Source organism: Phycicoccus sp. 3266 (assembly GCF_031456495.1).
In the GTDB taxonomy this organism is placed as follows: domain Bacteria; phylum Actinomycetota; class Actinomycetes; order Actinomycetales; family Dermatophilaceae; genus Pedococcus.
Genome location: NZ_JAVDUW010000001.1, coordinates 1,405,488 through 1,429,830 on the forward strand (window position 1 = coordinate 1,405,488; position 24,343 = coordinate 1,429,830).

Here is a 24,343-nt window from a genome sequence, read left to right on the forward strand (position 1 = left end):
GATGCTCCCGACCACCACAGCAGGTCTCCGGCCCTTCGGACAAGCAACCTCGGCCGTTCGGACGACGTTGGGTATGGAAACCGTCAGGAACCTGTGTTTGCGACGTCTCGCTGTGCTCATGGAAGCGCTTGCAGGAATTCGGGCACCCGATGCCGGTCGGAAACGGCTCAGGGATGCCGCGCCGCTGACGATGGGAGCGGTCGTGAGGACCGAGACCCGTGACGCCGCCCAGCAGTGCGCCGAGCTCTCCGGCGCCCTGTGGGCCGTCCGGGGTCTGCTCGAGCGCCTGGCCTACCGCCTGGAGGTGCAGCGCGCCCTCGTCGAGACCGGCCGCGCCACCTGGGTGGCGAGGGCGGCGCAGGAGGTCGAGATCGCGCTCGAGCAGGTGCGCGGGGCCGAGCTGGTCCGCGCCGTCGACACCGCGCCGGTCGCCCTCGCCCTGGGCCTCGACGCCGACGCCACCCTGTCGCAGATCGCCGCGCTCGCGCCGGCGCCGTGGGACGACCTGCTCGCCGAGCACCGCACCGCCCTGCTCGAGGCGACCCGGGACCTGACCGAGTCGGCCGCCGCCAACCGCGACGTGCTCGCGGCGGGGGCGCAGGCGGTCGAGGACGTGCTCGCCCGCTTCACCGGTCCGGCACCGGCGGCGACGTACGGCCCGACCGGCGCTCGGCAGACCGACCCCACCCGCCGACTTTTCGACCAGAGCACGTGAGGCGACAATGACCGCGATGACCCTCGACGCCCCCTCCTCCACGACCGCCCCTGTCGCGCACTTCGCCGAGGGCCTGGTGGGCTTCCCCGACGCGCACGAGTACGCGCTGCACGGAGGCGAGGGCGGCGTCTTCGAGATGCTGCCGACCGACGGCGCGGCCCCCGGCTTCGTCGTCGCGGCCGCGGGCGTGTTCTTCCCCGAGTACCGGCCGGTCCTCGACGACGCCACCGCCGGGCGCCTCGGCCTCGAGGACGCCGACGACGCTCTCGTCCTGACGATCGTTACTGTGGGGGCGGACGTCAGCGCCGCCCATGCCAACCTGCTCGCCCCGGTCGTGGTCAACACCCGCACCGGGGTCGCCGAGCAGGTCGTCCTGAGCGGCCAGGACTTCCCGCTGCGGGCGCCCCTCGGCGCGCACTGACCACCGCAGCCGTCGACCACCATGGCCCCAGGGGCCAGGGAAGGAGCCGGGGCGTGCTCGTGCTCAGCCGCCGTCCCCACGAGAGCTTCCGCATCGGCCACGACGTCGTGATCACGGTGCTGGAGGTGAACGGCGACAAGGTGCGCATCGGCATCGACGCGCCGTCGCACGTGCAGGTTCACCGGCAGGAGGTCTACGAGGAGGTCCAGCGGGCGAACGCCGCCGCGGCCTCCGCGTCCCAGGGCGCGACGACCGACCTGGCCAGGGCCGTGCGCGGCGCCGCCGGCGACCGGGGCGCAGACCTGCAGGCCGGGGCGACTGATCCCGCGACGACGGCCGGGCCGGAGGAGCCCGGGCAGCCGGGCGCGACGCCGGGGTCCTGAGCCGCAGGGGTCCTGAGCCGCCGGGGTCCTGAGCCGCCTGGGTCCTGGGCCGCCTGGGTCCTGGGAAGCATGGTCCTGAGACGCCGGGTACCGAGCCTCAGACCCGGGCGCGGGCGGGCACCTCGCGGGCCAGCACGACCGCGACGGCACCCAGCAGCGTCCCGGTGACCCGGCGCTGCCACACCACCCAGGACGGGCGTCGTGCCAGAACCCCGGCGACACCGCCTGCGGCCACGACGATCCCCGCGTTGACGGTCACGCTCACCGCGATCTGCACCGCCCCCAGCACGAACCCCTGCGCAACCGGGTGGCCCCGGCCGGGGTCGACGAACTGCGGGATGAGCGCGAGGTACATGATCGCCGCCTTGGGGTTGAGCAGGTTGGTGACCAGCCCCATCCGGAAGAGCCGTCCGGCACCGTGGCGGGCGGTGGGGCGCACCTCGAACGGCCCCCGGCCGCCAGGGCGCAGTGCTTGCCACGCGAGGACCGCGAGGTATGCCGCGCCGACCGCCTTGAAGCCGATGAACAGCCACGGCACGGCGACGAAGACCACGGCGAGCCCGACGCCGGCCAGGACGAGGTAGACGACGAAGCCGAGCGCGGTGCCGGCGAGCGACACCAGGCCTGCCGCCCGGCCCTGGGAGATGCTCCGCGAGACCAGGTACATCATGTTCGGCCCGGGCGTCAGCACCATGCCCAGGGCGGTCAGCGCCATGCCGAGCGCGGCACCCGTCGAGACTCCCACGCGGCCAGCCTGTCACGCGGCGACGTCCGGTCGCACCGGGGTCGTCCGAAGGGGTGGTCCTTACGGCCCGGAAGCGCGCGTTTGCCCGGACAACGGCGCGTTTGGTGCGAGGATTGCCCCGTGCCCGAGCCCCGCGACGTCGACCCCGCCGAGCTGCAGCGCTGGCTCGCGCAGGCGTCCCCCGACGGGCTGTGGGTGTTCGACCGCGAGGGCCGGACGGTGTACGCGAACGACCGGCTGGCCGAGCTCCTCGGCCGCTCCCCGGATGACATGCCGGGGCTGTCCGTCTTCGAGACGCTCGACGAGGTCGGGCGCGGCCAGTTCGCCCAGCACCTGCGCCAGCTCGAGCAGACCGGGCAGCCCGGCGACAACCTCGAGTGCCTCTTCGTCCGCCGGGACGGCAGCCGGCTGTGGGCACTGGTCAGCCACACCCGGATCCACGACGACGGCGGACGTCCCGTGGGGTGGCTGCACCGTGTCAGCGACTACAGCCAGCAGCGACGGCTCATCGAGAGCCTGCAGCGCAGCGAGCAGCAGCTTGCCGAGGCCCAGCACATCGCCAGGATCGGCAGCTGGGAGTGGGACGTCCTCACCGACACGGTGACCTGGTCCGACGAGCTCTACCGCATCTACGAGCTGGACCGGGTGGAGGACCTCACCCCCACGTACCAGGGCTTCGTCGACCGCATCCACCCCGACGACCGGGCGGACGTCGAGGCGACGGTGCAGGCCGCCATGGAGACGGGGACGTTCGTCTTCGACGCCCGGGTCATCGGCCACGACGGCGGGCTGAAGTGGATCCGCGGCCGCGGACAGGCCACCCGTGACGCCGAGGGCCGGGTCGTCCGCATGGGCGGCACCGCGCAGGACGTCACCGAGACCAAGGACGCCGAGCAGGCCCTCGCCCTGCTGACGTCGATGGCGACCGCAGCGAACGAGGCCACCACGATCACCGAGGTCATCCCGCGCATCCTGGCGCAGGTCGCCGAGCACACCGGCTGGCGGGCGGTCGCGGCATGGCGGGTGTCCCACGACGGGGAGCTCGTCGCGGTCCCCGGCAGGACGCGGCCGGCGCCGCAGGCGGACGTCGACGAGGCGCGACGGCTGGCGCGGGCCGCGACCCGCAGCCTCATGCCCGAGATCTCCCGCAGCACCGAGGGCACCCACCTCGTCGCCGCCCCCGTGGTCGCGGAGGACCGCGCCGCCTGCGTCGTCGTCATGGACACCCGGGCCACGACCCCGCCGACGGACAGCGACAGCGTCACCGTCGGGCAGGCCAGCGCCCTGTTCGCCCACGTCGCCGAGCGCGAGTGGGCGGCCGAGCGGCTCGCCCGGGCGCGGGACGACGCGATGCGGGCCTCGAGGGCGAAGTCCGACTTCCTCGCGACGATGAGCCACGAGATCCGCACCCCCCTCAACGGCGTCATCGGCCTGTCCGAGCTGCTCGGGCGCACCGAGCTGTCGCCGCAGCAGCAGCGCCTCGCCGACGGCATCGACTCGGCGGGCCGCAGCCTGCTGGGTCTCGTCAACGACGTCCTCGACCTGTCCAAGATCGAGGCCGGCCGGCTCGAGCTCGAACGCGTGGAGTTCGACCCCACCAACGTCGTCGAGCAGGCCACCACCCTGTCGGCGGAGCGGGCCCGGGCCAAGGCCCTCGAGCTCGCGGTCACCTGCTCCCCCGACGTGCCGCGGCGCGTCGTGGGCGACCCGGTGCGCTTCGGGCAGGTGGTCGCCAACCTGACGGCGAATGCCGTGAAGTTCACTGCCGCGGGCGAGGTCGTGGTGCGCTGCACCGTCGAGTCCGCACGTGACGGGCACGTGCAGCTGCGGGTCGACGTGAGCGACACCGGCTCCGGGATCTCGCCGGAGGTCCAGGCCCGGCTGTTCACCGCGTTCTCGCAGGGCGACACCTCCACCACCCGCGAGTACGGCGGCACCGGGTTGGGGCTGGCGATCAGCCGCCAGCTCGTGACGGCCATGGGTGGCCGGATCGGGGTCAACAGCGAAGAGGGCGCCGGCAGCACGTTCTGGTTCACGGCGACCTTCGACGCGGCCGGCGACGGGTCCGCACCACCCCCGCCCACGAGCAGCGTCATCGCCGGGCTCCGCGCCCTGGTCGTCGACGACAACGAGACGAACCGCTTCATCCTCGAGGAGCAGCTCGCCGGCTGGAAGGTCGACACCGTCGTCGCGTCGTCCGGGGTGCAGGGACTCGGCCTGCTCGACGAGGCGGAGCGGCAGGGGGCTCCGTTCGACCTGGTCCTGCTCGACTACGTCATGCCCGGTGTCAACGGCGAGCAGTTCGCACGGATGGTGCGTGCCGACACCCGCTTCGACGCCACGCGGATCATCCTGCTGACCTCGGCCATGGACCTCGACGCGGGCGACATCGCCGCGGCCGGCATCGACGCCAGCCTGCTCAAGCCGGTGCTGCCCTCCGCCCTGCTCGACACCCTCAACACCGTGGGGGCCGCCGGCCGCCAGGCGCACCTGCCCCCCGAGCCCGCGCCCGCACCGGACGCCCCGCGGCAGCAGGCCCGGGCCCTCGACCGGGGCCGGGTGCTGGTCGTCGAGGACAACGAGGTCAACCAGCTCGTGGCCGCCGGGATCCTCGAGTCCCTCGGCTTCACGGTGGACCTCGCCGAGAACGGGCTGGCCGGCTACTACTCCTTCCAGAACGCCGACGGCGCCTACGACGCGGTCCTCATGGACTGCCAGATGCCGCAGATGGACGGCTACGACGCGACCCGCGCCATCCGCGCCTTCGAGGACGGCCGGCAGCACGTCCCGGTGATCGCGATGACGGCCTCGGCCATCGCCGGTGAGCGCGAGCGCTGCCTCGAGTCGGGCATGGACGACTTCCTCACCAAGCCCGTGGACATCGCGCTGCTGGCCGAGGTCCTCGACCGGCTCGTGGGCCCCCGGCCCGCCGCGCCAGACGCCCCGTCCGGTCCCGTACGGCCCTCCGCCGCACCGACCGGCACCGGGACGGGCACGGACGCGGCCACGGAGGGCACGGCGCCGTCGACTCCGGACCCCGGGGCCGGTCTCCGACCGGACCATGCCGCCGCCCTCGACCTCGACCGCCTCGCCGAGCTGCTCGAGCTCGACCCGGACGACCCCAGCCTGCTGCTGCGGATGCTCGACCGGTTCGACGCCAGCACGGCCGAGACGATGGACATGCTGCGGTCGGCGCACGCGGCCGGCGACGCGCACGGCCAGGGGCGGGCGGCCCACCGGCTCAAGGGGACGTCCTCCAACCTGGGGGCCACCACCCTGGCCTCCCTGTGCCTCGAGGTCGAGCTGCTCGGCGACGACGGCGTGCTCGTCCCCGACGCTGTCCTCGACCAGCTCGAGCAGCAGCGCCGGCTGGCGGTCGACGCGCTGCGCACCTACCGCGAGGGCATACGCGCCGGCTGAGCCGCGGCTGCGCCCATCGGGCCCGTCCGGGGCCACCGGGCACGTCCGGGGTCACCGGCCCGCCCGGGTCGCGCCACCGTCAGCCCGGGGACACGCAGACGGCCGGTCGGAGAGGTCTCCGACCGGCCGTCCGGCGTCTGGGCGGGAGCCGCCCGGGAAGGGGTGGTCTAGGCGGACTCGACGTCCGCGCCGAGCAGCCCGCTCGGGCTGGCGATGTACTGGCCTGTGCGGGCACCGAGGGCGAGCCGGCGACGGACCTCCTTCATGAGGTCCTCGTTCGACGCGAGCATCAGGGTCTCGGTGGGGCTCAGCGGCGCCAGGACGTCCAGGCCGCTGCCCTGGGCCGCCTGCAGCACGAGCTCCCGGACGGGGACGTCGAGCTCGCGGGCCAGGGCGGCCATCGCCGTGGGCTCGGGCCACTCCGGCAGGACCGGGGCGTCCAGGATCGCCTCGAGGGTCCACGCGTCGAGGGCCGTGCGCTGCTGCAGCACCTCCCGGCTCCAACCGAGCAGGCGCATCCGCTCGAGGACGAAGGTACCGAGGCTGTTGGTCACGGTGGGCTCCCCTGGGTTGCGATGCAGGTGGGTGTGGGATGACTAAACCGCCACGACCGGTCGCGGCACCGCGAACTTTGCCAAGCCTTGAATAACCACTCAACCGTTTGGACGAACGGAGTTCACTCTTCGGTCCCGTCCATCCCGGGCAAACCGGGACGGGTGGGGCGACCGGTCCCGAGCCCGTCGTCCGGCCGCGTCCCCGGGGCCCGCGAGAAGCGGGGGACCACTCCCGGCTGCGTAGGCCCGGAGCCACCCGGGTCCGGGAGGTAGGTGCCGCGCGCGGCGAGGTGGGGGTCCTGCGCCGCCTCGGCGAGCGACAGCACCGGCGCGACACAGGCATCGCGGTCCGCGAAGTGGGCAGCCCACTCGTCGCGGGTGCGGCCGGCGAAGGCCACCGCCAGCCGGTCCGCGACCTGGGGCCACGCCGACCGGTCCAGCTGCCGCCCGACGAGCTCGTCCACCTCGGCCGCCCCCAGCCCGAGCCCGGTGAGCACGCGCCCCCAGAAGTGCGGCTCGACCGCCCCCACCGCGACCCAGCGGTCGTCGGACGTCCGGTAGCAGCGGTAGAAGGGGGCACCGCCGTCGAAGAGGTTGGTGCCGCGCGGCCCCGGCCACAGCCCGGAGGCGACCATCGACTGGAGCATGGCCGTCGTCGAGGCGACGCCGTCGACGATCGCCGCGTCCACGACCTGGCCCTCGCCCGTGGTCCGGGCGTGCAGCAGCGCCGACACCACCCCGAAGGCGAGGAGCATCCCGCCAGCGCCGAAGTCGCCGAGCAGGTTCAGCGGCGGCACCGGCCGGCCGTCGGGCCCGGCGAACGCCTCGAGGGCGCCCGAGACCGCGAGGTAGGTGATGTCGTGGCCGGCGCGACCGGCATACGGGCCCTCCTGGCCCCACCCGGTCATCCGGCCGTAGACGAGGGCAGGCCGGACCGCGAGCAGGTCCTGCGGCCCGAGCCCGAGCCGCTCGGCCACGCCGGGGCGAAACCCCTCGAGCAGCACGTCGGAGCGCTCGGCGAGGTCGAGGACGGTCGCCCGGCCGTCCTCGGACTTGAGGTCCAGCGCCACCGACCGGCGGCCACGCAGCAGCACGGCATGGGTCGGCGACAGGTCCTCCCCCGGCCGGTCGACACGGACGACGTCCGCGCCGAGGTCGGCCAGGAGCATGCCGGCATACGGGCCCGGGCCGATGCCCCCCAGCTCGAGGACGCGGACGCCGGACAGCGGTCCGGGACGCGGCGCACCACTCATGGAGGGCACGGTAACCGGTCGGGCACGACGAGCCCGCCGGCGTCCCGTCCACCTCTGTCCCCTAGAGGTGGACGGGCTGCCGGCGACGCGGCTCGACCGCGAACGCCGGGGTTGCGTGGCCGGTCCGAGCCCCTGAAACCCGGAGCCGGCCCCACTCCCCCGTCAGATGACGTTGGACAGGAGCGCCCGCACCTCCGCCTCCCGGTAACGGCGGTGGCCGCCCAGGGTGCGGATCGAGTTGAGCTTTCCTGCCTTGGCCCAGCGGGTGACTGTCTTGGGATCGACTCGGAAGAGCGCAGCGACCTCTGCGGGCGTGAGCAGCTTCTCGACCTCCGTCGGACGAGTGACCATGTGTTCTTCTCCTACTTCAGGGGACGTCCACCCATAATCGGACAAGGGCCTCCCATTGGGAACATTCCGAACGGGCCATCCCGCATGGTCCGGAAGTACTAGTCACGGGAGCCCGCGGCGGGACCCGGGCAGGCACCGGGGCGGCCGCGGACGTGGGTCCCCGGACCCCACGGGCAGGAATACGCTGGGAGCACGGCGCGCGACCCGCGCCGCCCAGCCCAGCGCCACCGAGCCCTAGGAGTCACCACCGTGACCGTGTCCTCGCCGCCCTCGACCTCGATGTCCCAGCACGAGCAGGTCGTCTTCTGCAACGACAAGACCACCGGCCTGCGGGCCATCATCGGCATCTACAGCACGGCCCTCGGGCCGGCCCTCGGCGGGACGCGGTTCTACCCGTACGCCACCGAGGAGGCCGCCCTGGCCGACGTGCTGCGCCTGTCCAGGGGCATGGCCTACAAGAACGCCGTGGCAGGGCTGGACCTCGGCGGTGGCAAGGCCGTCATCATCGGCGACCCGGCGACGGACAAGACCCCCGACCTGCTGCGCGCCTACGGGCGCTTCGTCGAGAGCCTCGGCGGCCGGTACGTCACCGCGTGCGACGTGGGCACCTACGTGGCCGACATGGACGTCGTCAGCGAGACCACCCGCTTCGCCACCGGCCGCAGCGAGGCCAACGGCGGTGCCGGCGACTCCTCGGTGCTCACCGCGTACGGCGTGTTCCAGGGCCAGCGGGCCTGCGCCCAGCACGTCTGGGGCAGCCCGACCCTGAAGGGCCGGACCGTCGGCATCGCCGGTGTCGGCAAGGTCGGCCGCATCCTCACCGGGCACCTGCTCGAGGACGGTGCCCGCGTCGTCGTCACCGACGTCAACGAGGAGGCGCTCGAGGCCCTCACCGCGGCGCACCCCGAGGTCGAGGTCGTCGCCGACACCGACGCGCTCATCCGCTCCGACATCGACGTGTACGCACCGTGCGCGCTCGGCGGGGCGCTCGACGACGCCACCGTGGCGGCGCTGCGGGCCACGGTCGTCTGCGGCGGCGCGAACAACCAGCTCGTGCGCGAGGGCGAGGGCGGCACCGCCGACCAGCTCGCGGCCCGCGGCATCACGTACGCCCCCGACTTCCTCGTCAACGCCGGTGGCGTGATCCAGGTGAGCGACGAGCTCCACGGGTTCGACTTCGAGCGGGCCAAGAAGGCCGCCACGGCGATCTTCGACCACACCCTCGAGGTCCTCGAGACCGCTCAGGAGCGCTCGATCACCCCGGCCGCCGCGGCCGACCACATCGCCGAGGAGCGGATGGCGGCCAAGCAGGCCGGCGGGATCTGGCTGCCCGCCCGCTGAGCCCTTCCGGCCTCCCTCCCCACGGCATCCTGCGGTGGCGGGACCCGCGCCTCGTCCGACCGGTTCGATCGGCGCGGGTCCCGCCGCAGAACTTGCGCGGCTCATGTAGCGTTGGACCCACGACACATACACATTTCCCGGGACCGCTCCGTGGAGCCGAGGCACCCCAGGTGACTCGTCCAGGCGATGCCGTCCCGGCAGACGCATGAGGGGGTCACGCCATGGGGCGCGGCCGGGCCAAGGCCAAGCAGACGAAGGTTGCTCGGGAGCTGAAGTACTTCTCCCCGAACACCGACCTGAGCGCGCTTGAGCGAGAACTACACGGTTCGTCGTACACCGAGCCGGAGCGAGTCTCCGACGACGGCGACGACGAGTACGACGACTACGGGAAGTGGGTCTCGGGTCAGCGATGACCTGATCCACGTCCTGCTCCACCCTCATGCACGGGCCGGCGGTCCGTGTCGGCCACGGTCCCCCGGGACCCGATCCCCCCCGGCCGCCACGCCGTCGTGCCCTCCGCCGCGCCGCCGCTGACGCTGCCCGGCTGAGGGCTACGCTCCGCTCATGAGTGCAGGCACGCGGGAACGCACCCGCCGTCTCGGGGTCGAGACCACCGGCATCGAGATCATCGACGAGGCCGAACGGACCGCTCGACCCCGAGACCTGTTCTGGCCGTGGTTCGCGGCCAACGTGTCGGTCTTCGGGATCAGCTACGCCGCGTTCGCCCTGGCGTTCGGGATCTCGTTCTGGCAGGGCGTGCTCGTCTCCGTCGTCGGCATCGTCGTGTCCTTCCTGCTGTGCGGCGTCATCGCGATCGCCGGCAAGCGCGGGTCGGCGCCGACGATGGTCCTCTCGCGCGCGGCGTTCGGCGTCACGGGCCAGAAGGTGCCGGGCGTCATCTCGTGGCTGACCTCGATCGGCTGGGAGACCTTCCTCGCGATCACCGCGACGCTGGCCACCGCGACGATCTTCCGCGAGCTCGGCTGGGGCGGCGGCACGGGCACCAAGATCGCGGCCGCGCTCGTCACGGCGGCCCTCATCGTGCTGGCGTCCGTGGCGGGGTACCACGTCATCATGCGGCTGCAGTCGTGGCTGACCTGGATCACCGGCGTCGTCACGGTGCTCTACGTCGCGATGACGGTCGACCACATCAGCTGGTCGAAGGTCACGGCGATCCCGGCCGGCTCCACCCAGGCCGTGATCGGGGCGCTGGTGCTGCTCATGACCGGCTTCGGCCTGGGCTGGATCAACATCGCCGCCGACTGGTCCCGCTACCAGCGCCGCGATGCCTCCGGCTCCTCGATCGTCGCCTGGAACACCGTCGGCGGCGCCCTGGCCCCTGTCCTGCTCGTGCTCTACGGCCTGCTGCTCGCGGGCTCGGACCCCACGCTGCGCGACGGCATCTCGGCCGACCCGGTCGGCACGCTCGCCACCATCCTGCCGACGTGGGTCCTCGTGCCCTTCCTCGTCGCCGCGATCCTCGCCCTGGTCAGCGGCGCGGTGCTCGGCATCTACTCCAGCGGCCTGACCCTGCTCTCGCTCGGCGTCCGCATCCCCCGCCCGAGCGCGGCCCTCGTCGACGGCGTCATCCTCACCCTCGGCACGATCTGGGTCGTCTTCTTCGCCCAGGACTTCCTCGGGCCGTTCCAGTCGTTCCTCATCACCCTCGGGGTCCCGCTGGCCGCCTGGGCGGGGATCATGATCGGCGACATCTGGCTGCGCCGCCGCGACTACGACGAGGAGGCCCTGTTCGACCCCCGCGGCCGCTACGGCGCGTGGGACTGGACCTCGATCGGGCTCACCGTCGTCGCGTCGGTCCTCGGCTGGGGGCTGGTCGTCAACACCTTCGCCAAGGACGCCTCCTGGAACAACTGGCAGGGCTACCTGCTCGGCCCGCTCGGCCTCGGTGGGCGTGACGGCGCCTGGGCGTACGCCAACCTCGGGGTGCTCCTCGCCCTGGTCATCGGGCTCGTCGGCACGCTGGTCCTGCGGCGCGGCACCGTCCACCGCCAGGAGGGCGGCGCGTGAGCGCTGGCCCCTGGCTGGTCGCGGTCGACTTCCAGCGCGTGTTCGGCGACCCCTCGAGCGAGTGGCGCGCGCCCCGGTATGCCGCGGCCGCGGCGAACGCCGTGCGCCTCGCCGAGGCGTTCGGTGCGCGGGCCGTGTTCACCCGGTTCGTGGCTCCGCAGCACCCGACGGGTGCGTGGGTGCCGTACTACGAGCAGTTCCCGTGGGCCCTGCAGCCCGCCGACAGCCCGCTCTACGAGCTCACGGACGAGGTGGCGCCGCACGCCGGTCGGGCCGCCGCGGTGACGGCGACGACGTTCGGCAAGTGGGGCGCCGACCTGCGTGCCCTCGTCGGGGACCAGCCCGACCTCGTCGTCGCCGGGGTCGCCACCGACTGCTGCGTCATCTCGACCGTGCTGGCCGCCGCCGACGCCGGGGCCTCGGTCACAGTGGTCACGGACGCGTGCGCCGGCTCGACCGACGACAACCACGCCAAGGCGCTGGACGTCATGTCCCTCTACGCGCCCCTCGTCTCCCTGACGACGACCGCGGACCTCCTCGCCGCCGTCGCGGGCGCCGGCTAGACCGAGCCGGCGCCGAAGCCGGTCTGCTGGGCGGCGTGCGCCCGCGCGTAGGCCCACGCCTCCGCGGCGGGGTCGCCGTCCCGGCCGGGGGCGCCGCCGTGGTCGACGCCCGGGTCCGCTGGCTCCCGGTCGGCACCGTCCCAGTCCGCGTAGCCGCCGAACAGGCCGAACACCGCCGCGGACCCGACCACGCCGTCCGCCAGGTCGTGCAGGGTCGCCGGCTCGCAGGCCGCCCGGAAGCTGCCCGGCGCCCGCAGCTCGCCGTGCACCACCAGCCGGGCGATCGCCGACACGTCCCCGGGCCGGAGCCGGCCGCCGGCGACGAGGCCGTCCTGCACGGCCCGCAGGACCGCCTCGCGGCCGCGGTCGTCGAGGCCCTCGAGCGCTTCGACGTGGGCCGCCCGCAGCGCGTCCGCCGGAGCGGTGGCGAGCAGGTAGCGGTACTGGCGGACCACCTGGTCCTCGGTCGGTGCGGTCATGGCTCCCCCTCCGTGACGGTCCGTGCGACCGCAGCGTACGGGTCGCGGACGCGGCTGGGGAGGCTTCCGGCTCACCAGCCGCGGGATCCCGCCGAGCCGGGCAGCGAGCGCCCGCCGCTGATGCCGCGGTAGCTCACGTGCTGCTCGACGGCTATGTGCCACGGCTGCGCGTAGGCGGAGTCGTCCACGCCGTCCGCCTCGGGCTCGGGGTCCGAGCCGTCCCACGCGGCATACCCGCCGAACCTGCCGAACGACGCCTCGGCGACGATCACGCCCTGGGCCAGCGTCACCAGCACGGGCGCCGGGCAGGCGCGCAGGAACTCGCCGGGGCGCCGGCGCTCACCGACGGTGACGAGGTGGGCGATCCGGCCGACGTCGTCGGGGGTGAGGCGCAGGCCGGTCACGAGCCCGTACTGGACGGCGCGCAGGACGATCGAGCGGCGCGACCTCGGCATGGGCGCCAGCGCCTCGACGTGCGCGGCCTCGAGGGCGTCGAGCGGCGAGGTGCGCAGCAGCCACCGGTACTGGCGCACCGACTGGTCCTCCCCGTCCCACCAGGGCACCCTCCGACGCTAGCTCCGCACGGCTCAGCCGGGGAAGCCCCCGGTGACCTGCGCGAGGACGACGAGCTCGACTCCCGAGCAGAGGGCTGCCGCCGTCAGCCCGTTCGCCCATGGCGGCATCGCCACGGAGCGGCCCAGACGGGCGGCCAGGGCGACCGCGGCGGCCACGGCCAGGACGGTCGCCACCGTGGTGGTCGTCAGCAGGTCGTCCAGCGTGCTCGCCGCCGACGGCAGGTCCTCGGGGTCGGTGGTGGCCCACCCGCCGGCAAGTCCGCGGGCGAGGCCGTAGGCAGCCCGGCCGAACACCTGGGCGACCGCCCACTCGGCCACCAGGGCGGCCGTGGCGAGGAGCCCGGCCGTCGTGGTGGCCAGCCCGGCCCACCACATGGCCCGGCGCCGCCGACGGTCAGGGGCGTCGGAGCCGGTGTCCAGGAGGGGGGCGTCTGCGGTGGTCACCCGCCCATGGTGGGGACCGGTCGCCCGGGGCGACCATCCGTCGCGCTACTCAGGCGCGGTAGTCCCCGACGAGCTGGACCGCGCCGCCCTCGACGCCCTTGGCGCCACGGACGACCTCGTGGCCGGGGTCCGGGGTGGTGTCCGCCTCGTCGACGACCTCGCCCGCGACCCAGGCCGGTATGCCGCGCGCGGCCAGGAACGCGGTGGCCGCGTCGACCTGCTCGGCGGGGAGCATCGCCACGAAGCCGACGCCCATGTTGAGGGTGCGCTCCAGGTCGTCCTGCGGGACCTTGCCCAGCGCGGCGACGGTCGAGAACACCGCGGGCGGGGTCCAGGTGGAGCGGTCGACGCGGGCGAACGACCCGGGCGGCAGGACACGCGCCAGGTTGGCGGCCAGACCGCCACCGGTCACGTGCGAGAGGGCGTGGACGTCGACGCCGTCGGTGCGGAAGAGGTCGACCAGGTCCGCGGCATACACGCGCGTGGGGGTGAGCAGCTCCTCGCCGAGCGTGCGCCCGAACTCGGGGACCTCGCGGTCGAGCTCCCACCCGGCGGTGCGCACGACGTGCCGCACGAGCGAGTACCCGTTGCTGTGCAGTCCGCTGCTCGCCAGGGCCAGGACGACGTCGCCGGCGGCCACGCGGTCGGGACCCAGCACGTCGGCGTGCTCGACGACGCCGGTCGCGGCACCCGCCACGTCGTACTCGTCGGGCTCGAGCAGCCCGGGGTGCTCGGCCGTCTCGCCGCCGACGAGGGCGACGCGCGCCTGCTCGCAGGCGGCCGCGATGCCGGAGACGATCGCCGCGACGCGCTCGGGGACGACCTTGCCCGTGGCGATGTAGTCGGTCATGAACAGCGGCTCGGCCCCGCACACGACTATGTCGTCGACGACCATGCCGACGAGGTCGAAGCCGATGGTGTCGTGCCGGTCGAGCGCCTGCGCGATCGCGACCTTGGTGCCGACGCCGTCCGTGCTGGTGGCGAGGACGGGGCGGGTCATCCGGGCGATGGCGCTGGCGTCGAACATCCCGGCGAACCCGCCGAGACCGCCGAGGACCTCGGGCCTGGTGGCCCGGCGCACGCTCGCCTTCATCAGCTCGACGGCCTTGTCGCCCGCCTCGACGTCGACTCCGGCGGACGCGTACGTGGTCGGCTCGCTCACGGGTCCCAGCGTAGAGCCCCGCGACCCGCCCCCGGGACGCCGCCTCGTCCCCTGTCTCCCTGGGTCAGAAGATCGCGTCGAGGCCGTTCCAGCCGGTGCCGACCCGCACCCGCGGCAGCCAGCCGCCGGACGGCGTCCGCGCGTAGAGCCACAGGGTGCCGTACCGGTCCCGTGCCAGGACGTCGGGGATGCGGTCGCCGGTCAGGTCGCCCGGGCTCATGATCGCCGTCATGGCGTTCCAGCCCGTCCCGACCCGGACCCGCGGCAGCCACCCGCTCCGGCCGTTGCCCGGGTAGAGCCACAGGTAGCCCGTCCGGGACTCGCGGGCCAGGACGTCGGCCGTCCCGTCGCCGTTGAGGTCGCCCGGGGCCGCGAGCGCGCTGAAGGCGTTCCAGCTCGAGCCGACCCGCACCCGGGGCGGCAGGCCACCCGTGCCGTTGCCGCGGTACAGCCACAGGTAGCCGGTCGAGCGCTCGCGCGCCAGCAGGTCGGGTCGCTGGTCGCCGGAGAAGTCGCCGGGCCCGAGGACGGTGGAGTAGATGGTCCACCCCGTGCCGATCCGCACCCGCGACAGCCACCCGCCCCTGCCGTTGCCGCGGTACAGCCACTCCTCGCCGGTGGAGGACTGCCGGGCGACGACGTCGAGGGCCCCGTCCCCGGTCAGGTCGCCGACCGTGTCGAGGGTGGTGAACGGTGTCCAGCCGGCACCGACCCGTACACCCGCCCGCAGGGAGCCCTTCCCGGTGCCCGCGTACAGCCGCAGGTCACCGGTGCCGCGCACGCGGGCCAGCACGTCGTTGTCCCAGTCGCCGTTGAAGTCACCGGTCGACCCCGACAGCGTCGAGGCCGGGACCGGGAACGGCGTGAAGGCGTACGTCCCGCACGTCCGGTCGTAGTCGCGGGTCGAGTCGTACCACTGCGACACCAGGACCTTCCCCCCGGAGAAGCTCGCCTGGGTGCAGCGGTCGAGCGCCTCGTTCGGGTAGTCGAGGGTCCCGGCGGTCGCCCAGACCGGCACACCCGGCAGCCGCCACGAGCCGGTGATGTCCGCCCACCCGGACGCGTAGGAGTACAGGCCGTACGCGACCCCGCCGTCCCGCAGCCCCCGCACGAGGCCCTCGAGGACGTAGCGGTTCTCGCGCTGCCGGGTCGCCGTGCCGGTCGGCCACGGCTGGGCCGCCCGGGGCTCGACGTCGACCCAGACCACCGGCGGGTGGAACCCCGTCCGGTCCAGGGTCGCGAGCGCGAAGGTCGCCTCGGCGTACCCGGCGTTCGACAGCTGCCCGGCTCGCGTGCTGCTCGCCCAGGGACCGCTGCTGCGGTGTGCCGTGAGCTGGGCCGCCGTGGGGAACGCCGCCATCGTGTACCCCTGCGCCGGGACGCCGTACGCCGTGGCCCACCCGACCTGGTCGTCCAGGCACGGGTTCTCGGTGAACGGCAGGCCGAAGGTCAGGCCCACCACCACGAACTGCGCCGTGGTCGGCGGCATCGGGAGGCCCCGGCCACCCACTGCCGTCGGGCACTGCGGCCACGAGACGTCGTTGCCGGACAGGGGGAGCGTCGCGGCCTGCACGGCTCCCGGACGCCCGGCGGCGTCGACCGGGCCCGCCCCCACGGCGCTCCCCGTCACCGCCAGGGCTGCCAGGGCCGCAGCTGCTGCCCACCGGGCGATCCGGTTCCTCGGCATGCGACCACCTCCACCTACCCGCCAGTGCAGCACCGGCGGGAGGGAGGGGACAGGGACCTAGGACCGGGGTCCTGGACCTAGGACCGGGGTCCGGGCGCCCGCGTCACGGGCGGGTGAGCGCGTCCTCGGCGCCGCCGGCCACCCCGAGGCTCACGCCGTCGACGTCGAGCGGCAGCGTCTCGAACAGGTTCTTCCCGAGGCGGGAGTCGTCGGGCAGCGGCACCGGGTAGCTGCCGGTGAAGCAGGCCGTGCACAGGGCCGAGCGAGGCTGCTCGGTGGCGGCGACCATCCCCTCCTCGGAGATGTAGCCGAGGGAGTCGGCCCCGATCGACGTGCACACCTCGTCGACACCGATTCCGGTCGCGATGAGCTCGGCGCGGGTCGCGAAGTCGATGCCGTAGAAGCAGGGCCAGCGCACGGGCGGCGAGGAGATCCGCACGTGGACCTCGGCCGCCCCGGCCTCGCGGAGCATCCGCACGAGCGCACGCTGGGTGTTGCCCCGGACGATCGAGTCGTCGACGACCACGAGCCGCTTGCCCTTGATCACGTCGCGCAGGGGGTTGAGCTTGAGCCGGATGCCGAGCTGGCGGATCGTCTGCGACGGGGCGATGAACGTGCGCCCGACGTAGGAGTTCTTGACCAGGCCCTGGCCGTAGGGGATGCCCGACTCCTGGGCGTAGCCGATCGCGGCCGGCGTGCCGGACTCCGGCGTCGGCATGACCAGGTCGGCCTCCACGGGGTGCTCGCGCGCCAGCGCCCGGCCCATCTCGACCCGGGCCTCGTGCACGCCACGGCCGCTGATGGTGGTGTCGGGCCGGGCGAGGTAGACGTACTCGAAGACGCAGCCCTTGGGCTCCGCCGGGGCGAACCGCTGCGAGCGCAGCCCCTCCTCGTCGATGGCGATGAGCTCGCCGGGCTCGACCTCGCGGATCATCGAGGCGCCGACAATGTCGAGCGCCGCGGTCTCGGAGGCGACGACCCAGCCGCGCTCGAGCCGGCCGAGCACCAGCGGGCGGATGCCGTGCGGGTCGCGCGCGGCATACAGGGTCGTCTCGTCCATGAACACGAAGCAGAAGGCGCCGCGCAGCAGCGGCAGGATCTCCAGCGCCGCGGCCTCGAGCGAGCGGTCCGGGTCGTCGGAGAGCAGGGCGGTGACGAGCGCGGTGTCGGTGGTGTTGCCGCGGGTCAGCTCACCTCGGCTGCCGCCGAAGCCGTCGGCACGCCGGTCGGCGACGAGGTCGCGCAGCTCGGCGGAGTTGATGAGGTTGCCGTTGTGCGCCAGGGCGACGGTCGAGGAGTCGTGGCCGCCGAGCGTCGGCTGGGCGTTCTCCCAGGTGGAGCCGCCTGTCGTGGAGTAGCGGCAGTGGCCGACGGCGAGGTGCCCGCGCAGCGAGGCCAGCGACCGCTCGTCGAAGACCTGCGAGACGAGGCCCATGTCCTTGTAGACGAGGATCGAGCGGCCGTCGGAGGTCGCGATGCCGGCCGACTCCTGTCCGCGGTGCTGCAGGGCGTAGAGGCCGTAGTAGGCGAGCTTGGCGACCTCCTCACCGGGAGCCCACACGCCGAAGACCCCGCAGGCGTCCTGCGGGCCCTTCTCGCCGGGGAGGATGTCGTGGGAGAGCCGTCCGTCGCCGCGTGCCACGGACCCCATCCTCCCACAGGCCGCGGGCGCACCCGCGCGGGACGGCCGGTCAGTCGCGCCGGTCGAGGAGCACCGCGACGACGGCGGCGAGCAGCCCGAACACGAAGGCTCCCAGCAGCCCGAGGAACATCACCGCGCTGCCCGCGCTGTAGGTGCTCCCGTAGGGAGTCGAGTTCTCGGGGTTGAGGTAGGCGAACACGGACCCGACGACGAAGCCCACGATGACGCCGGTGGCGATGAACGCGACGAAGTTGGGGTAGCGACGGGTGCGGCTCACGCGTCCACGGTACCTGCCGGTCGCGGAGCCCACCGGTGCGGGCGTGACCCATCCGCAACCCACGGCGAGTACGAATGGAGGTCATGAGCACCTCCACGAGGACCACCCGCCTGACGTATGCCGTCTGCGGCCTGCTCGCCGCGGCCGCCGGCATGGCTGTGGGCCACCTCGTGGCGGCGTTCGTGAACCCGGCGGCCTCGCCGGTGCTGGCCATCGGGTCCACGGTGGTGGACGCCACGCCGACCCCGGTCAAGGAGTGGGCGGTGCAGACCCTCGGCACCAACGACAAGCCGGTGCTGCTCACCACCGTCGCGGTGGTGACCGCCCTCGCGTCCGCGGGGATCGGGCTGCTCTCGCGCAACCGGCACCCCCTCGCCAACGCCCTGCTCGTCGCGCTCGCGGCCCTCGCCGGGATCGCGGCCCTGCTCCGGCCCGCATCGATGCCGCAGGACATCGTCCCGGCCGTCGCCGCGGGCACCGTGGGCGTCGCGGTCCTGTCCGGCCTGCGGCTCCTCGCCGAGCGCATCGAGGACTCGGCCCAGCTCGCCGCCCGCGGCGCCGAGAGGCGGCCCGAGCACGCGGCCGCGACGGTGCCCGACCGGGGCCGGGCCACCTCGGGGGGCCAGGCACCCGAGTCGCCGCTCGACCACACGGCATACGCACCGGGCACGCCCGGCACCCCCGCCCGCCGCAGCTTCCTGCTGGGGGCGGCAGGGGTCACCGTCGGCGCCGCGGCCGTCGGTGCCCTGGGCCAGAAGCTGGGAGGCGGCGCGTCGACCCCGGCCGACGTGACCCTGCCGGCGCCGGCCAGCGCGCTCCCGCCGCTGCCCACCGGGATCGAGGGCACGGTCAAGGGGGTGAGCCCGTTCCGGACCCCGACCTCGGACTTCTACCGGGTCGACACCGCCCTGGTCATCCCCCGCGTCGACGTCGACACCTGGAAGCTCGAGGTCGACGGCATGGTCGACCGGCCGTTCTCGATGTCGTTCAAGGACCTGCTGGCCATGGAGGTCATCGAGAAGGACATCACCCTCAACTGCGTCAGCAACGACGTGGGAGGCGCGTACATCTCCTCGACGCGGTGGCTCGGTGTGCGGGTGCGTGACGTGCTCGAGCGGGCCGGGATCCAGTCGGGGGTGGACCAGATCTTCTCCGAGTCCGTCGACGGCATGACCATCTCCACCCCGGTGGAGGCGCTCACCGACGACCGCGACGCGCTCATCGCCATCGCCATGGACGGGCAGCCGCTGCCGGCCCGCCACGGCTTCCCCGCCCGGCTCGTGACCCCCGGCCTCTACGGCTTCGTCGGCGCGACCAAGTGGCTCAGCAAGCTGACCGCGACGACCTACGCCAAGGACAAGGCCTACTGGACCGAGCGGGACTGGGTGACCGACGCCCCGGTGAAGACCCAGTCGCGGATCGACACACCCATGGGGCTCGGAACCTACAAGCCCGGGAAGATCCCGGTCGGGGGCGTGGCCTGGGCGCAGGCCGGCGACGGCATCAGCGAGGTCGAGGTCCGCATCGACGACGGGCCGTGGCAGAAGGCGACCCTCGGGCCCGACGGGGGCACGACGTACTGGCGGCAGTGGAGCTGGGTCTGGGACGCCACGAGCGGGCGCCACGACGTGACGGTCCGGGCCACGAACGGGAAGGGCGAGGTCCAGACGGACAGACGGACCGACCCGTTCCCCGGTGGTGCCTCCGGGTACCACTCGATCGTCGTCATCGTCTCCTGACGACGAGGCCGCGCACCCACCGTAGGGGGAGGGTGCGCGGCCGACGCGTGCCCTGGGACAGGTCCAGGAGTGCTGCGCCCGGGACATTCGCGGCATACGCGAAATCTTTTCTGCCACAACCCAATCCACCTCACGAGCGGCACCGAATCGCTGGTGTAACTCGAACCTCTCCCAAGGAGCGTCACACCATGAGCACTGCACGTCGCAGCACCATTGCTGCCCTTGCCCTCGCCCTGCCGCTCGGCCTCGCGGCGTGTGGCAGCTCGAACGACAGCGCGAGCGCCGGCGCGTCGAGCAGCTCGTCCTCGAGCATGCCGAGCTCGTCCAGCTCGTCGTCCTCGTCCTCCTCCTCCGACATGATGGGCCAGCCGTTCGGCGCCGCCTGCAGCGCGGTCCCGAAGGACGGCAAGGGCTCGTTCTCGGGCATGGCCACCGACCCGGTCGCGACTGCCGCCAGCAACAACCCGGTCCTGAGCCAGCTGGTCGGCGCGGTCAAGGAGGCCGGCCTGGTCGACACGCTCAACAGCGCCAAGGACATCACCGTCTTCGCCCCGACCAACGACGCCTTCAAGGCCGTGCCGAAGGCCACGATGGACGCGGCGATGAAGGACCCGAAGGGCCTGCTCACGAAGGTCCTCACCAACCACGTCGTCCCGGGCAAGCTCACCCCGGACCAGCTCCCCGGCGACCACAAGACCCTGGCCGGCACGACCATCAACGTCACCGGCTCGGGCGAGTCCTTCAAGGTCGGTGAGGCGAACATCGTCTGCGGCAACGTGCAGACCGCGAACGCCACCGTCTACATCATCGACGGCGTTCTCCTTCCGAAGTAAGCAACATCAGCCATGATGGTTCCCATGGCAGCCACTTCCCCAGGTCCCGGAGCGACCTGGGGAAGTGCTGCCCCCCCATCGGACCTCGGCGCGCTGCTCAAGGCGTGCGCGCTGGGTGACGAGGGCGCGTTCAGCCGCCTGTACGACCTGGTCTCGTCCCGCATCTACGGGTTGGTCCTGCGGGTCGTGCGCGACCCGGCCCAGTCCGAGGAGGTCGCGCAGGAGGCACTGCTCGACATCTGGAGGACCAGCTCCCGGTTCGACCCGGCACAGGGCTCGGCCATCAGCTGGATGCTCACGATCGCCCACCGCAAGGCGGTCGACCGGGTGCGTTCCGCCCAGGCCGCCACCGACCGCGAGGGCGTGTACGGGGCCCGGAACCAGGACCGCGAGTTCGACCAGACCGCCGAGACCGTCGAGCGCAGCCTCGACGCACAACGCGTCCGCAACGCCATGGAGACGCTCACCGAGACCCAGCGGGGAGCGCTCGAGCTGGCCTACTTCGGTGGCTACACGCACACCGAGGTGGCCGCCCTCCTGGACATTCCCCTGGGTACCGCCAAGACCCGGATCCGCGATGGGCTGATCCGGCTGAGAGACACGTTGGGGGTGCAGTCATGAGCGCCGACATCCACGGCCTCGTGGGCGCCTACGCCGTCGACGCCGTCGACGACCACGAGCGCACTGCGTTCGAGGCTCACCTGGCCGAGTGCCCGGAGTGCCGGGCCGAGGTCTCCTCGCTGCGCGAGGCGGCGGCCCACCTGGCGGTGCTCGCCGAGACCGCTCCCCCGTCGGGCATGCGTGACGCCGTCCTGGGACGCATCGCCACGGTGCGGCCGCTCCCGCCCCTGGGCGCGGACCCGCACGCAGGGCCCCAGTCCCCCACCGTGCTCGGGTCCGCCCCCGTCGACCCGGCAGCGGCGGAGCGCCGCTCCGAGCCGGCCCCGGCGACGCCGGACACGACCGGACCGGCGTCGCCGCACCTCGACGAGCCGACTCACCTGGTCCCGGTCCCCGCGCCTGCGCCTGCCGGACCGACCGCCACCACGGAGAGCTCCTCCGGTGGGGTCGTCGTGCCCCTGCGCCGTCGGCGCGCGATGACCTGGCTCGCCGGTGTCGCCGCGGCCGCCGCGCTGGTCATCGGCGGCCTGGTGTGGAGCCCGTGGTCCGACTCCGGTCCCTCGACACGGCTGACGGCCACCGAGCGGGTGCTCGAGGCCAAGGACGCCCAGCGGTTCGTCAAGGTGATCGACGGCGCCCGCGCCACGATCGTGCGCAGCCCGTCCCTGGGCAAGGCCGTGCTCATCGCGGACAACATGCCCTCGGCCCCTGCCGGCAAGGACTTCCAGGTGTGGTTCGACCAGCCGGGCAAGGGCATGCAGAGCGCCCTGGTCATGCCGCACGGCAGTGCACCGACGGTGACGGTGATGCTCGAGGGCGACGCGACCTCGGCGACCGGTGCCGGGATCACCCTCGAGCCGGCCGGGGGCTCCCCGGAGCCCACGTCGGCACCGCTGGCGCTGTTCTCGTTCAGCTGACGGGCGGCGGCTGGGGCCCCTCCACCACCGGTCCCCAGCCGTCGGCTCCTCGGCGACCCGAAGGCCATGACCGCCCGGGTGACCCGTCCTGCTCAGCGCAGGGCCGGCATCCGGGCGGCGACCTGCTCGAGCACGGCCTCGCTCCCGGCATACACGCCCTCGGGGCGCGGCCAGTGGGTGACGACGTCGGTGAAGCCGAGCTGCACCGCCCGGCCGACCATGTCCTCGAAGAGGTCGACGCTCTCCAGCGAGAACCGCGGCGAGCCGTCGAGCGACAGGTAGCGGTCGAGCGGTCGCTCCCGACCGGCCTGCGCCTCGGCCTCGTCGAGCCGCTCGGTCAGGCCCGCGACCCCTGCCCACCACTCCTCGAGGGTGTCGCCTCCGGCGCCGTAGGTGACCCACCCCTGGCCGAGGCGCGCCGCGAGCCGCAGCACGCGCGGGCCGTTCGCCGCGACGACGAACGGGAACCGCGGCCGCTGGGCCGCCCCCGGCAGCGTCCGCGCGTCGACGGTGCGGTGGAACCGGCCGTCGAGGTCGACGTGGTCCCGGGTCGCCAGCCGGTCGAGCGCCTCGACGAACTCGTGGAACCGGTCCACCCGCTCCTTGAGCGACAGCTCCTCGCCGAGGATGCGCGCGTCGAGGTCGCCGCCGGTGCCGAGGCCGCAGAGCAGCCGGCCGCCCGAGACGTCGTCGAGGGCCAGGAGGTCCCGCAGGAAGACGTACGGGTGGCGGTAGTTCGGCGAGCTCACGAACGTGCCGAGCCGGATCGTCGAGGTGACCGTGGCCGCCGCGGTCAGGGTCGGCAGCGCCCCGAACCACGGCGAGTCCGGCAGGCCCGCCCACACCAGGTGATCGTAGGTCCAGGCGTGGTCGAAGCCGAGCTCCTCCGCACCGCGCCACAGCCGTTCGGCGTCGGACCAGCGGTGCTCGGGGAGGATCGTGATGCCGAAGCGCATGCGCCGAGCGTATGCCGCACGGCCGGGCGGGTGCCGCACGGCCGGGCGGGTGCCGCACGGCCGGGCGGGTGCCGCACGGCCGGGCGGGTGCCGCGCCGCCGGGCGCGTGCCGCACGGCCGGCATACCCCCGTGCCCGGTCCGGGGGGACCACGTCGGGCCGGCCACGAGCCTGCGTGGCAGGCTTGCGCCGTGAAGGCAACGATTCTGAGCGCCCCCAGGGACATCCGCCTCGAGGACGTCCCGGACCCCGCGATCGTCGCACCGACCGACGCCCTCGTCCGCGTCACCGCGGCGTGCGTCTGCGGCAGCGACCTGTGGCCGTACCGCGGCATCAACGAGGTCACCGAGCCGACGCGGATCGGCCACGAGTTCGTCGGGGTCGTCGAGGAGGTCGGCGCCGAGGTGCGCAGCCTGCGCCCGGGCGACTTCGTCATCGCCCCGTTCAAGTACTCCGACGGCACCTGCCCGCACTGCCGCGTCGGCATCCAGACGTCGTGCGTGCGCGGCGGCTTCTGGGGCGGCCCGGACCGCGACGGCGTCATGGTCGACGGCGGCCAGGGCGAGTACGTCCGCGTCCCGCTGGCCGACGGGACCCTCGTGGCCACCCGTGAGGTGCCGGACGACGAGCTCGTCCCCAGCCTGCTCGCCCTGAGCGACGTCATGGGCACCGGCTGGCACGCGGCGGTCGCCGCCCGCGTGCAGGAGGGTGACACCGTCGTCGTGGTCGGCGACGGTGCGGTCGGCCTCAGCGGCGTGCTCTCCGCCGCCCGCATGGGTGCCGAGCGCGTCATCGCGATGTCGCGGCACGCCTCGCGCCAGGCCATCGCCCGCGAGTTCGGCGCGACCGACGTCGTCGAGGTCCGCGGCGACGAGGCGGTGGCCGCCGTGCACGAGCTGACCGACGGTGTCGGCGCCGACGCGGTGCTCGAGTGCGTGGGCACCGACGAGTCGATGCAGACCGCGATCGCCGTCGCCCGGCCGGGTGCCACGGTCGGCTACGTCGGCGTGCCCCACGGCATCGAGTACCCCGTGCGCGACCTGTTCAGCCGCAACGTCGGCATCGCGGGTGGCGTCGCCCCCGTGCGCCAGTACCTGCCCCAGCTGCGCGACGACGTCCTCTCCGGCGTGATCAACCCCGGGCTGGTCTTCGACCTCGAGGTGCCGCTGTCCGACGTCGCCGAGGCGTATGCCGCGATGGACGAGCGTCGCGCGGTGAAGTCGCTCGTGCGGCCCTGA

General features: G+C 73.7%; 25 protein-coding genes. 13 read left to right on the top strand and 12 right to left on the bottom strand.

Annotated features, from left to right (window positions below; translation table 11 throughout):
- Positions 1-202: 202 nt before the first annotated feature.
- The 3 genes from flgN to csrA are packed head-to-tail and all read left to right on the top strand — an operon-like array spanning position 203 to position 1,519.
- A complete protein-coding gene (flgN, locus tag J2X64_RS06760; RefSeq protein ID WP_310151406.1) occupies positions 203-715 on the top strand; it encodes a flagellar export chaperone FlgN in 513 nt (170 codons plus the stop codon).
- 16 nt (positions 716-731) lie between these two features.
- Positions 732-1,136, top strand: a complete 405-nt coding sequence (gene fliW / locus J2X64_RS06765; RefSeq protein WP_310151409.1) for a flagellar assembly protein FliW — start codon at positions 732-734, stop codon at positions 1,134-1,136.
- 53 nt (positions 1,137-1,189) lie between these two features.
- Entirely contained in the window at positions 1,190-1,519 is a 330-nt protein-coding gene (gene csrA, locus J2X64_RS06770; protein ID WP_310151411.1) for a carbon storage regulator CsrA, read from the top strand.
- Between the two features lie 97 nt (positions 1,520-1,616).
- Here csrA and J2X64_RS06775 read toward each other — a convergent pair whose 3' ends face one another.
- Entirely contained in the window at positions 1,617-2,264 is a 648-nt protein-coding gene (locus J2X64_RS06775; RefSeq protein ID WP_310151415.1) for a LysE family translocator, read from the bottom strand.
- A 120-nt stretch (positions 2,265-2,384) separates the two neighbouring features.
- On the opposite strand from J2X64_RS06775, the gene J2X64_RS06780 reads away from it, so the two are divergent.
- Positions 2,385-5,684 carry a response regulator gene (locus J2X64_RS06780; protein ID WP_310151417.1) on the top strand — a complete coding sequence of 1,100 codons (3,300 nt, stop codon included), beginning with the start codon at positions 2,385-2,387 and terminating at the stop codon, positions 5,682-5,684.
- A 167-nt stretch (positions 5,685-5,851) separates the two neighbouring features.
- On the opposite strand, the gene J2X64_RS06785 is transcribed toward J2X64_RS06780, so the two are convergent.
- The 3 genes from J2X64_RS06785 to J2X64_RS06795 all read right to left on the bottom strand — a co-directional run bounded on the left by J2X64_RS06785 (position 5,852) and on the right by J2X64_RS06795 (position 7,842).
- Positions 5,852-6,238, bottom strand: coding sequence for a hypothetical protein (locus J2X64_RS06785; RefSeq protein ID WP_310151419.1), 387 nt, complete (start codon positions 6,236-6,238; stop codon positions 5,852-5,854).
- A gap of 122 nt (positions 6,239-6,360) precedes the next feature.
- Complete coding sequence (locus J2X64_RS06790; RefSeq protein ID WP_310151422.1) at positions 6,361-7,491, bottom strand: CaiB/BaiF CoA-transferase family protein; 1,131 nt, start codon at positions 7,489-7,491, stop codon at positions 6,361-6,363.
- A 162-nt stretch (positions 7,492-7,653) separates the two neighbouring features.
- Positions 7,654-7,842 (bottom strand): BldC family transcriptional regulator, encoded by a 189-nt coding sequence (locus J2X64_RS06795; protein WP_310151424.1) that lies wholly within the window; start codon positions 7,840-7,842, stop codon positions 7,654-7,656.
- 249 nt (positions 7,843-8,091) lie between these two features.
- Here J2X64_RS06795 and J2X64_RS06800 point away from each other — a divergent pair, with 249 nt between their 5' ends.
- From J2X64_RS06800 to J2X64_RS06815, 4 genes are all read left to right on the top strand, one after another.
- Positions 8,092-9,183 carry a Glu/Leu/Phe/Val dehydrogenase dimerization domain-containing protein gene (locus tag J2X64_RS06800; RefSeq protein ID WP_310151427.1) on the top strand — a complete coding sequence of 364 codons (1,092 nt, stop codon included), beginning with the start codon at positions 8,092-8,094 and terminating at the stop codon, positions 9,181-9,183.
- 221 nt (positions 9,184-9,404) lie between these two features.
- Positions 9,405-9,596, top strand: coding sequence for a DUF3073 domain-containing protein (locus J2X64_RS06805; protein ID WP_310151429.1), 192 nt, complete (start codon positions 9,405-9,407; stop codon positions 9,594-9,596).
- Positions 9,597-9,747: 151 nt separating this feature from the next.
- Positions 9,748-11,211 (top strand): cytosine permease, encoded by a 1,464-nt coding sequence (locus J2X64_RS06810; protein WP_310151432.1) that lies wholly within the window; start codon positions 9,748-9,750, stop codon positions 11,209-11,211.
- Positions 11,208-11,774 carry an isochorismatase family protein gene (locus J2X64_RS06815; RefSeq protein WP_310151435.1) on the top strand — a complete coding sequence of 189 codons (567 nt, stop codon included), beginning with the start codon at positions 11,208-11,210 and terminating at the stop codon, positions 11,772-11,774. The genes J2X64_RS06810 and J2X64_RS06815 overlap by 4 nt, the downstream gene beginning before the upstream one ends.
- On the opposite strand, the gene J2X64_RS06820 is transcribed toward J2X64_RS06815, so the two are convergent.
- The 7 genes from J2X64_RS06820 to J2X64_RS06850 form a co-directional block, all read right to left on the bottom strand.
- Entirely contained in the window at positions 11,771-12,253 is a 483-nt protein-coding gene (locus J2X64_RS06820) for a hypothetical protein (protein ID WP_310151437.1), read from the bottom strand. The genes J2X64_RS06815 and J2X64_RS06820 overlap by 4 nt on opposite strands.
- Before the next feature lie 71 nt (positions 12,254-12,324).
- A complete protein-coding gene (locus J2X64_RS06825) occupies positions 12,325-12,816 on the bottom strand; it encodes a hypothetical protein (protein WP_310151440.1) in 492 nt (163 codons plus the stop codon).
- Positions 12,817-12,840: 24 nt separating this feature from the next.
- Positions 12,841-13,272 carry a hypothetical protein gene (locus J2X64_RS06830; protein WP_310151443.1) on the bottom strand — a complete coding sequence of 144 codons (432 nt, stop codon included), beginning with the start codon at positions 13,270-13,272 and terminating at the stop codon, positions 12,841-12,843.
- Positions 13,273-13,321: 49 nt separating this feature from the next.
- Entirely contained in the window at positions 13,322-14,434 is a 1,113-nt protein-coding gene (gene purM, locus J2X64_RS06835; protein WP_310151447.1) for a phosphoribosylformylglycinamidine cyclo-ligase, read from the bottom strand.
- A gap of 64 nt (positions 14,435-14,498) precedes the next feature.
- Complete coding sequence (locus J2X64_RS06840; RefSeq protein WP_310151450.1) at positions 14,499-16,121, bottom strand: FG-GAP-like repeat-containing protein; 1,623 nt, start codon at positions 16,119-16,121, stop codon at positions 14,499-14,501.
- A gap of 103 nt (positions 16,122-16,224) precedes the next feature.
- Positions 16,225-17,763: an amidophosphoribosyltransferase gene (gene purF, locus J2X64_RS06845; protein ID WP_310151453.1), complete on the bottom strand. Its 1,539-nt coding sequence runs from the start codon at positions 17,761-17,763 to the stop codon at positions 16,225-16,227.
- A 49-nt stretch (positions 17,764-17,812) separates the two neighbouring features.
- Positions 17,813-18,040 (bottom strand): hypothetical protein, encoded by a 228-nt coding sequence (locus tag J2X64_RS06850; RefSeq protein WP_310151456.1) that lies wholly within the window; start codon positions 18,038-18,040, stop codon positions 17,813-17,815.
- A gap of 83 nt (positions 18,041-18,123) precedes the next feature.
- Between J2X64_RS06850 and J2X64_RS06855 the strand changes: the two genes are divergently transcribed.
- The 4 genes from J2X64_RS06855 (at position 18,124) to J2X64_RS06870 (ending at position 22,150) form a co-directional block, all read left to right on the top strand.
- On the top strand, positions 18,124-19,779 hold the full coding sequence (locus tag J2X64_RS06855; RefSeq protein WP_310151459.1) for a molybdopterin-dependent oxidoreductase: 1,656 nt from the start codon (positions 18,124-18,126) through the stop codon (positions 19,777-19,779).
- A 188-nt stretch (positions 19,780-19,967) separates the two neighbouring features.
- Positions 19,968-20,612: a fasciclin domain-containing protein gene (locus J2X64_RS06860; protein ID WP_310151462.1), complete on the top strand. Its 645-nt coding sequence runs from the start codon at positions 19,968-19,970 to the stop codon at positions 20,610-20,612.
- 24 nt (positions 20,613-20,636) lie between these two features.
- A complete protein-coding gene (locus J2X64_RS06865; RefSeq protein ID WP_310151464.1) occupies positions 20,637-21,233 on the top strand; it encodes a sigma-70 family RNA polymerase sigma factor in 597 nt (198 codons plus the stop codon).
- Positions 21,230-22,150 carry an anti-sigma factor domain-containing protein gene (locus J2X64_RS06870; protein WP_310151467.1) on the top strand — a complete coding sequence of 307 codons (921 nt, stop codon included), beginning with the start codon at positions 21,230-21,232 and terminating at the stop codon, positions 22,148-22,150. Before J2X64_RS06865 ends, J2X64_RS06870 begins: the two co-directional genes overlap by 4 nt.
- Positions 22,151-22,242: 92 nt before the next feature.
- Here the strand turns inward: J2X64_RS06870 and J2X64_RS06875 are convergent, their stop codons facing one another.
- Positions 22,243-23,106, bottom strand: coding sequence for an LLM class flavin-dependent oxidoreductase (locus tag J2X64_RS06875; RefSeq protein WP_310151470.1), 864 nt, complete (start codon positions 23,104-23,106; stop codon positions 22,243-22,245).
- Between the two features lie 190 nt (positions 23,107-23,296).
- On the opposite strand from J2X64_RS06875, the gene J2X64_RS06880 reads away from it, so the two are divergent.
- Complete coding sequence (locus J2X64_RS06880) at positions 23,297-24,343, top strand: zinc-dependent alcohol dehydrogenase family protein (RefSeq protein ID WP_310151473.1); 1,047 nt, start codon at positions 23,297-23,299, stop codon at positions 24,341-24,343.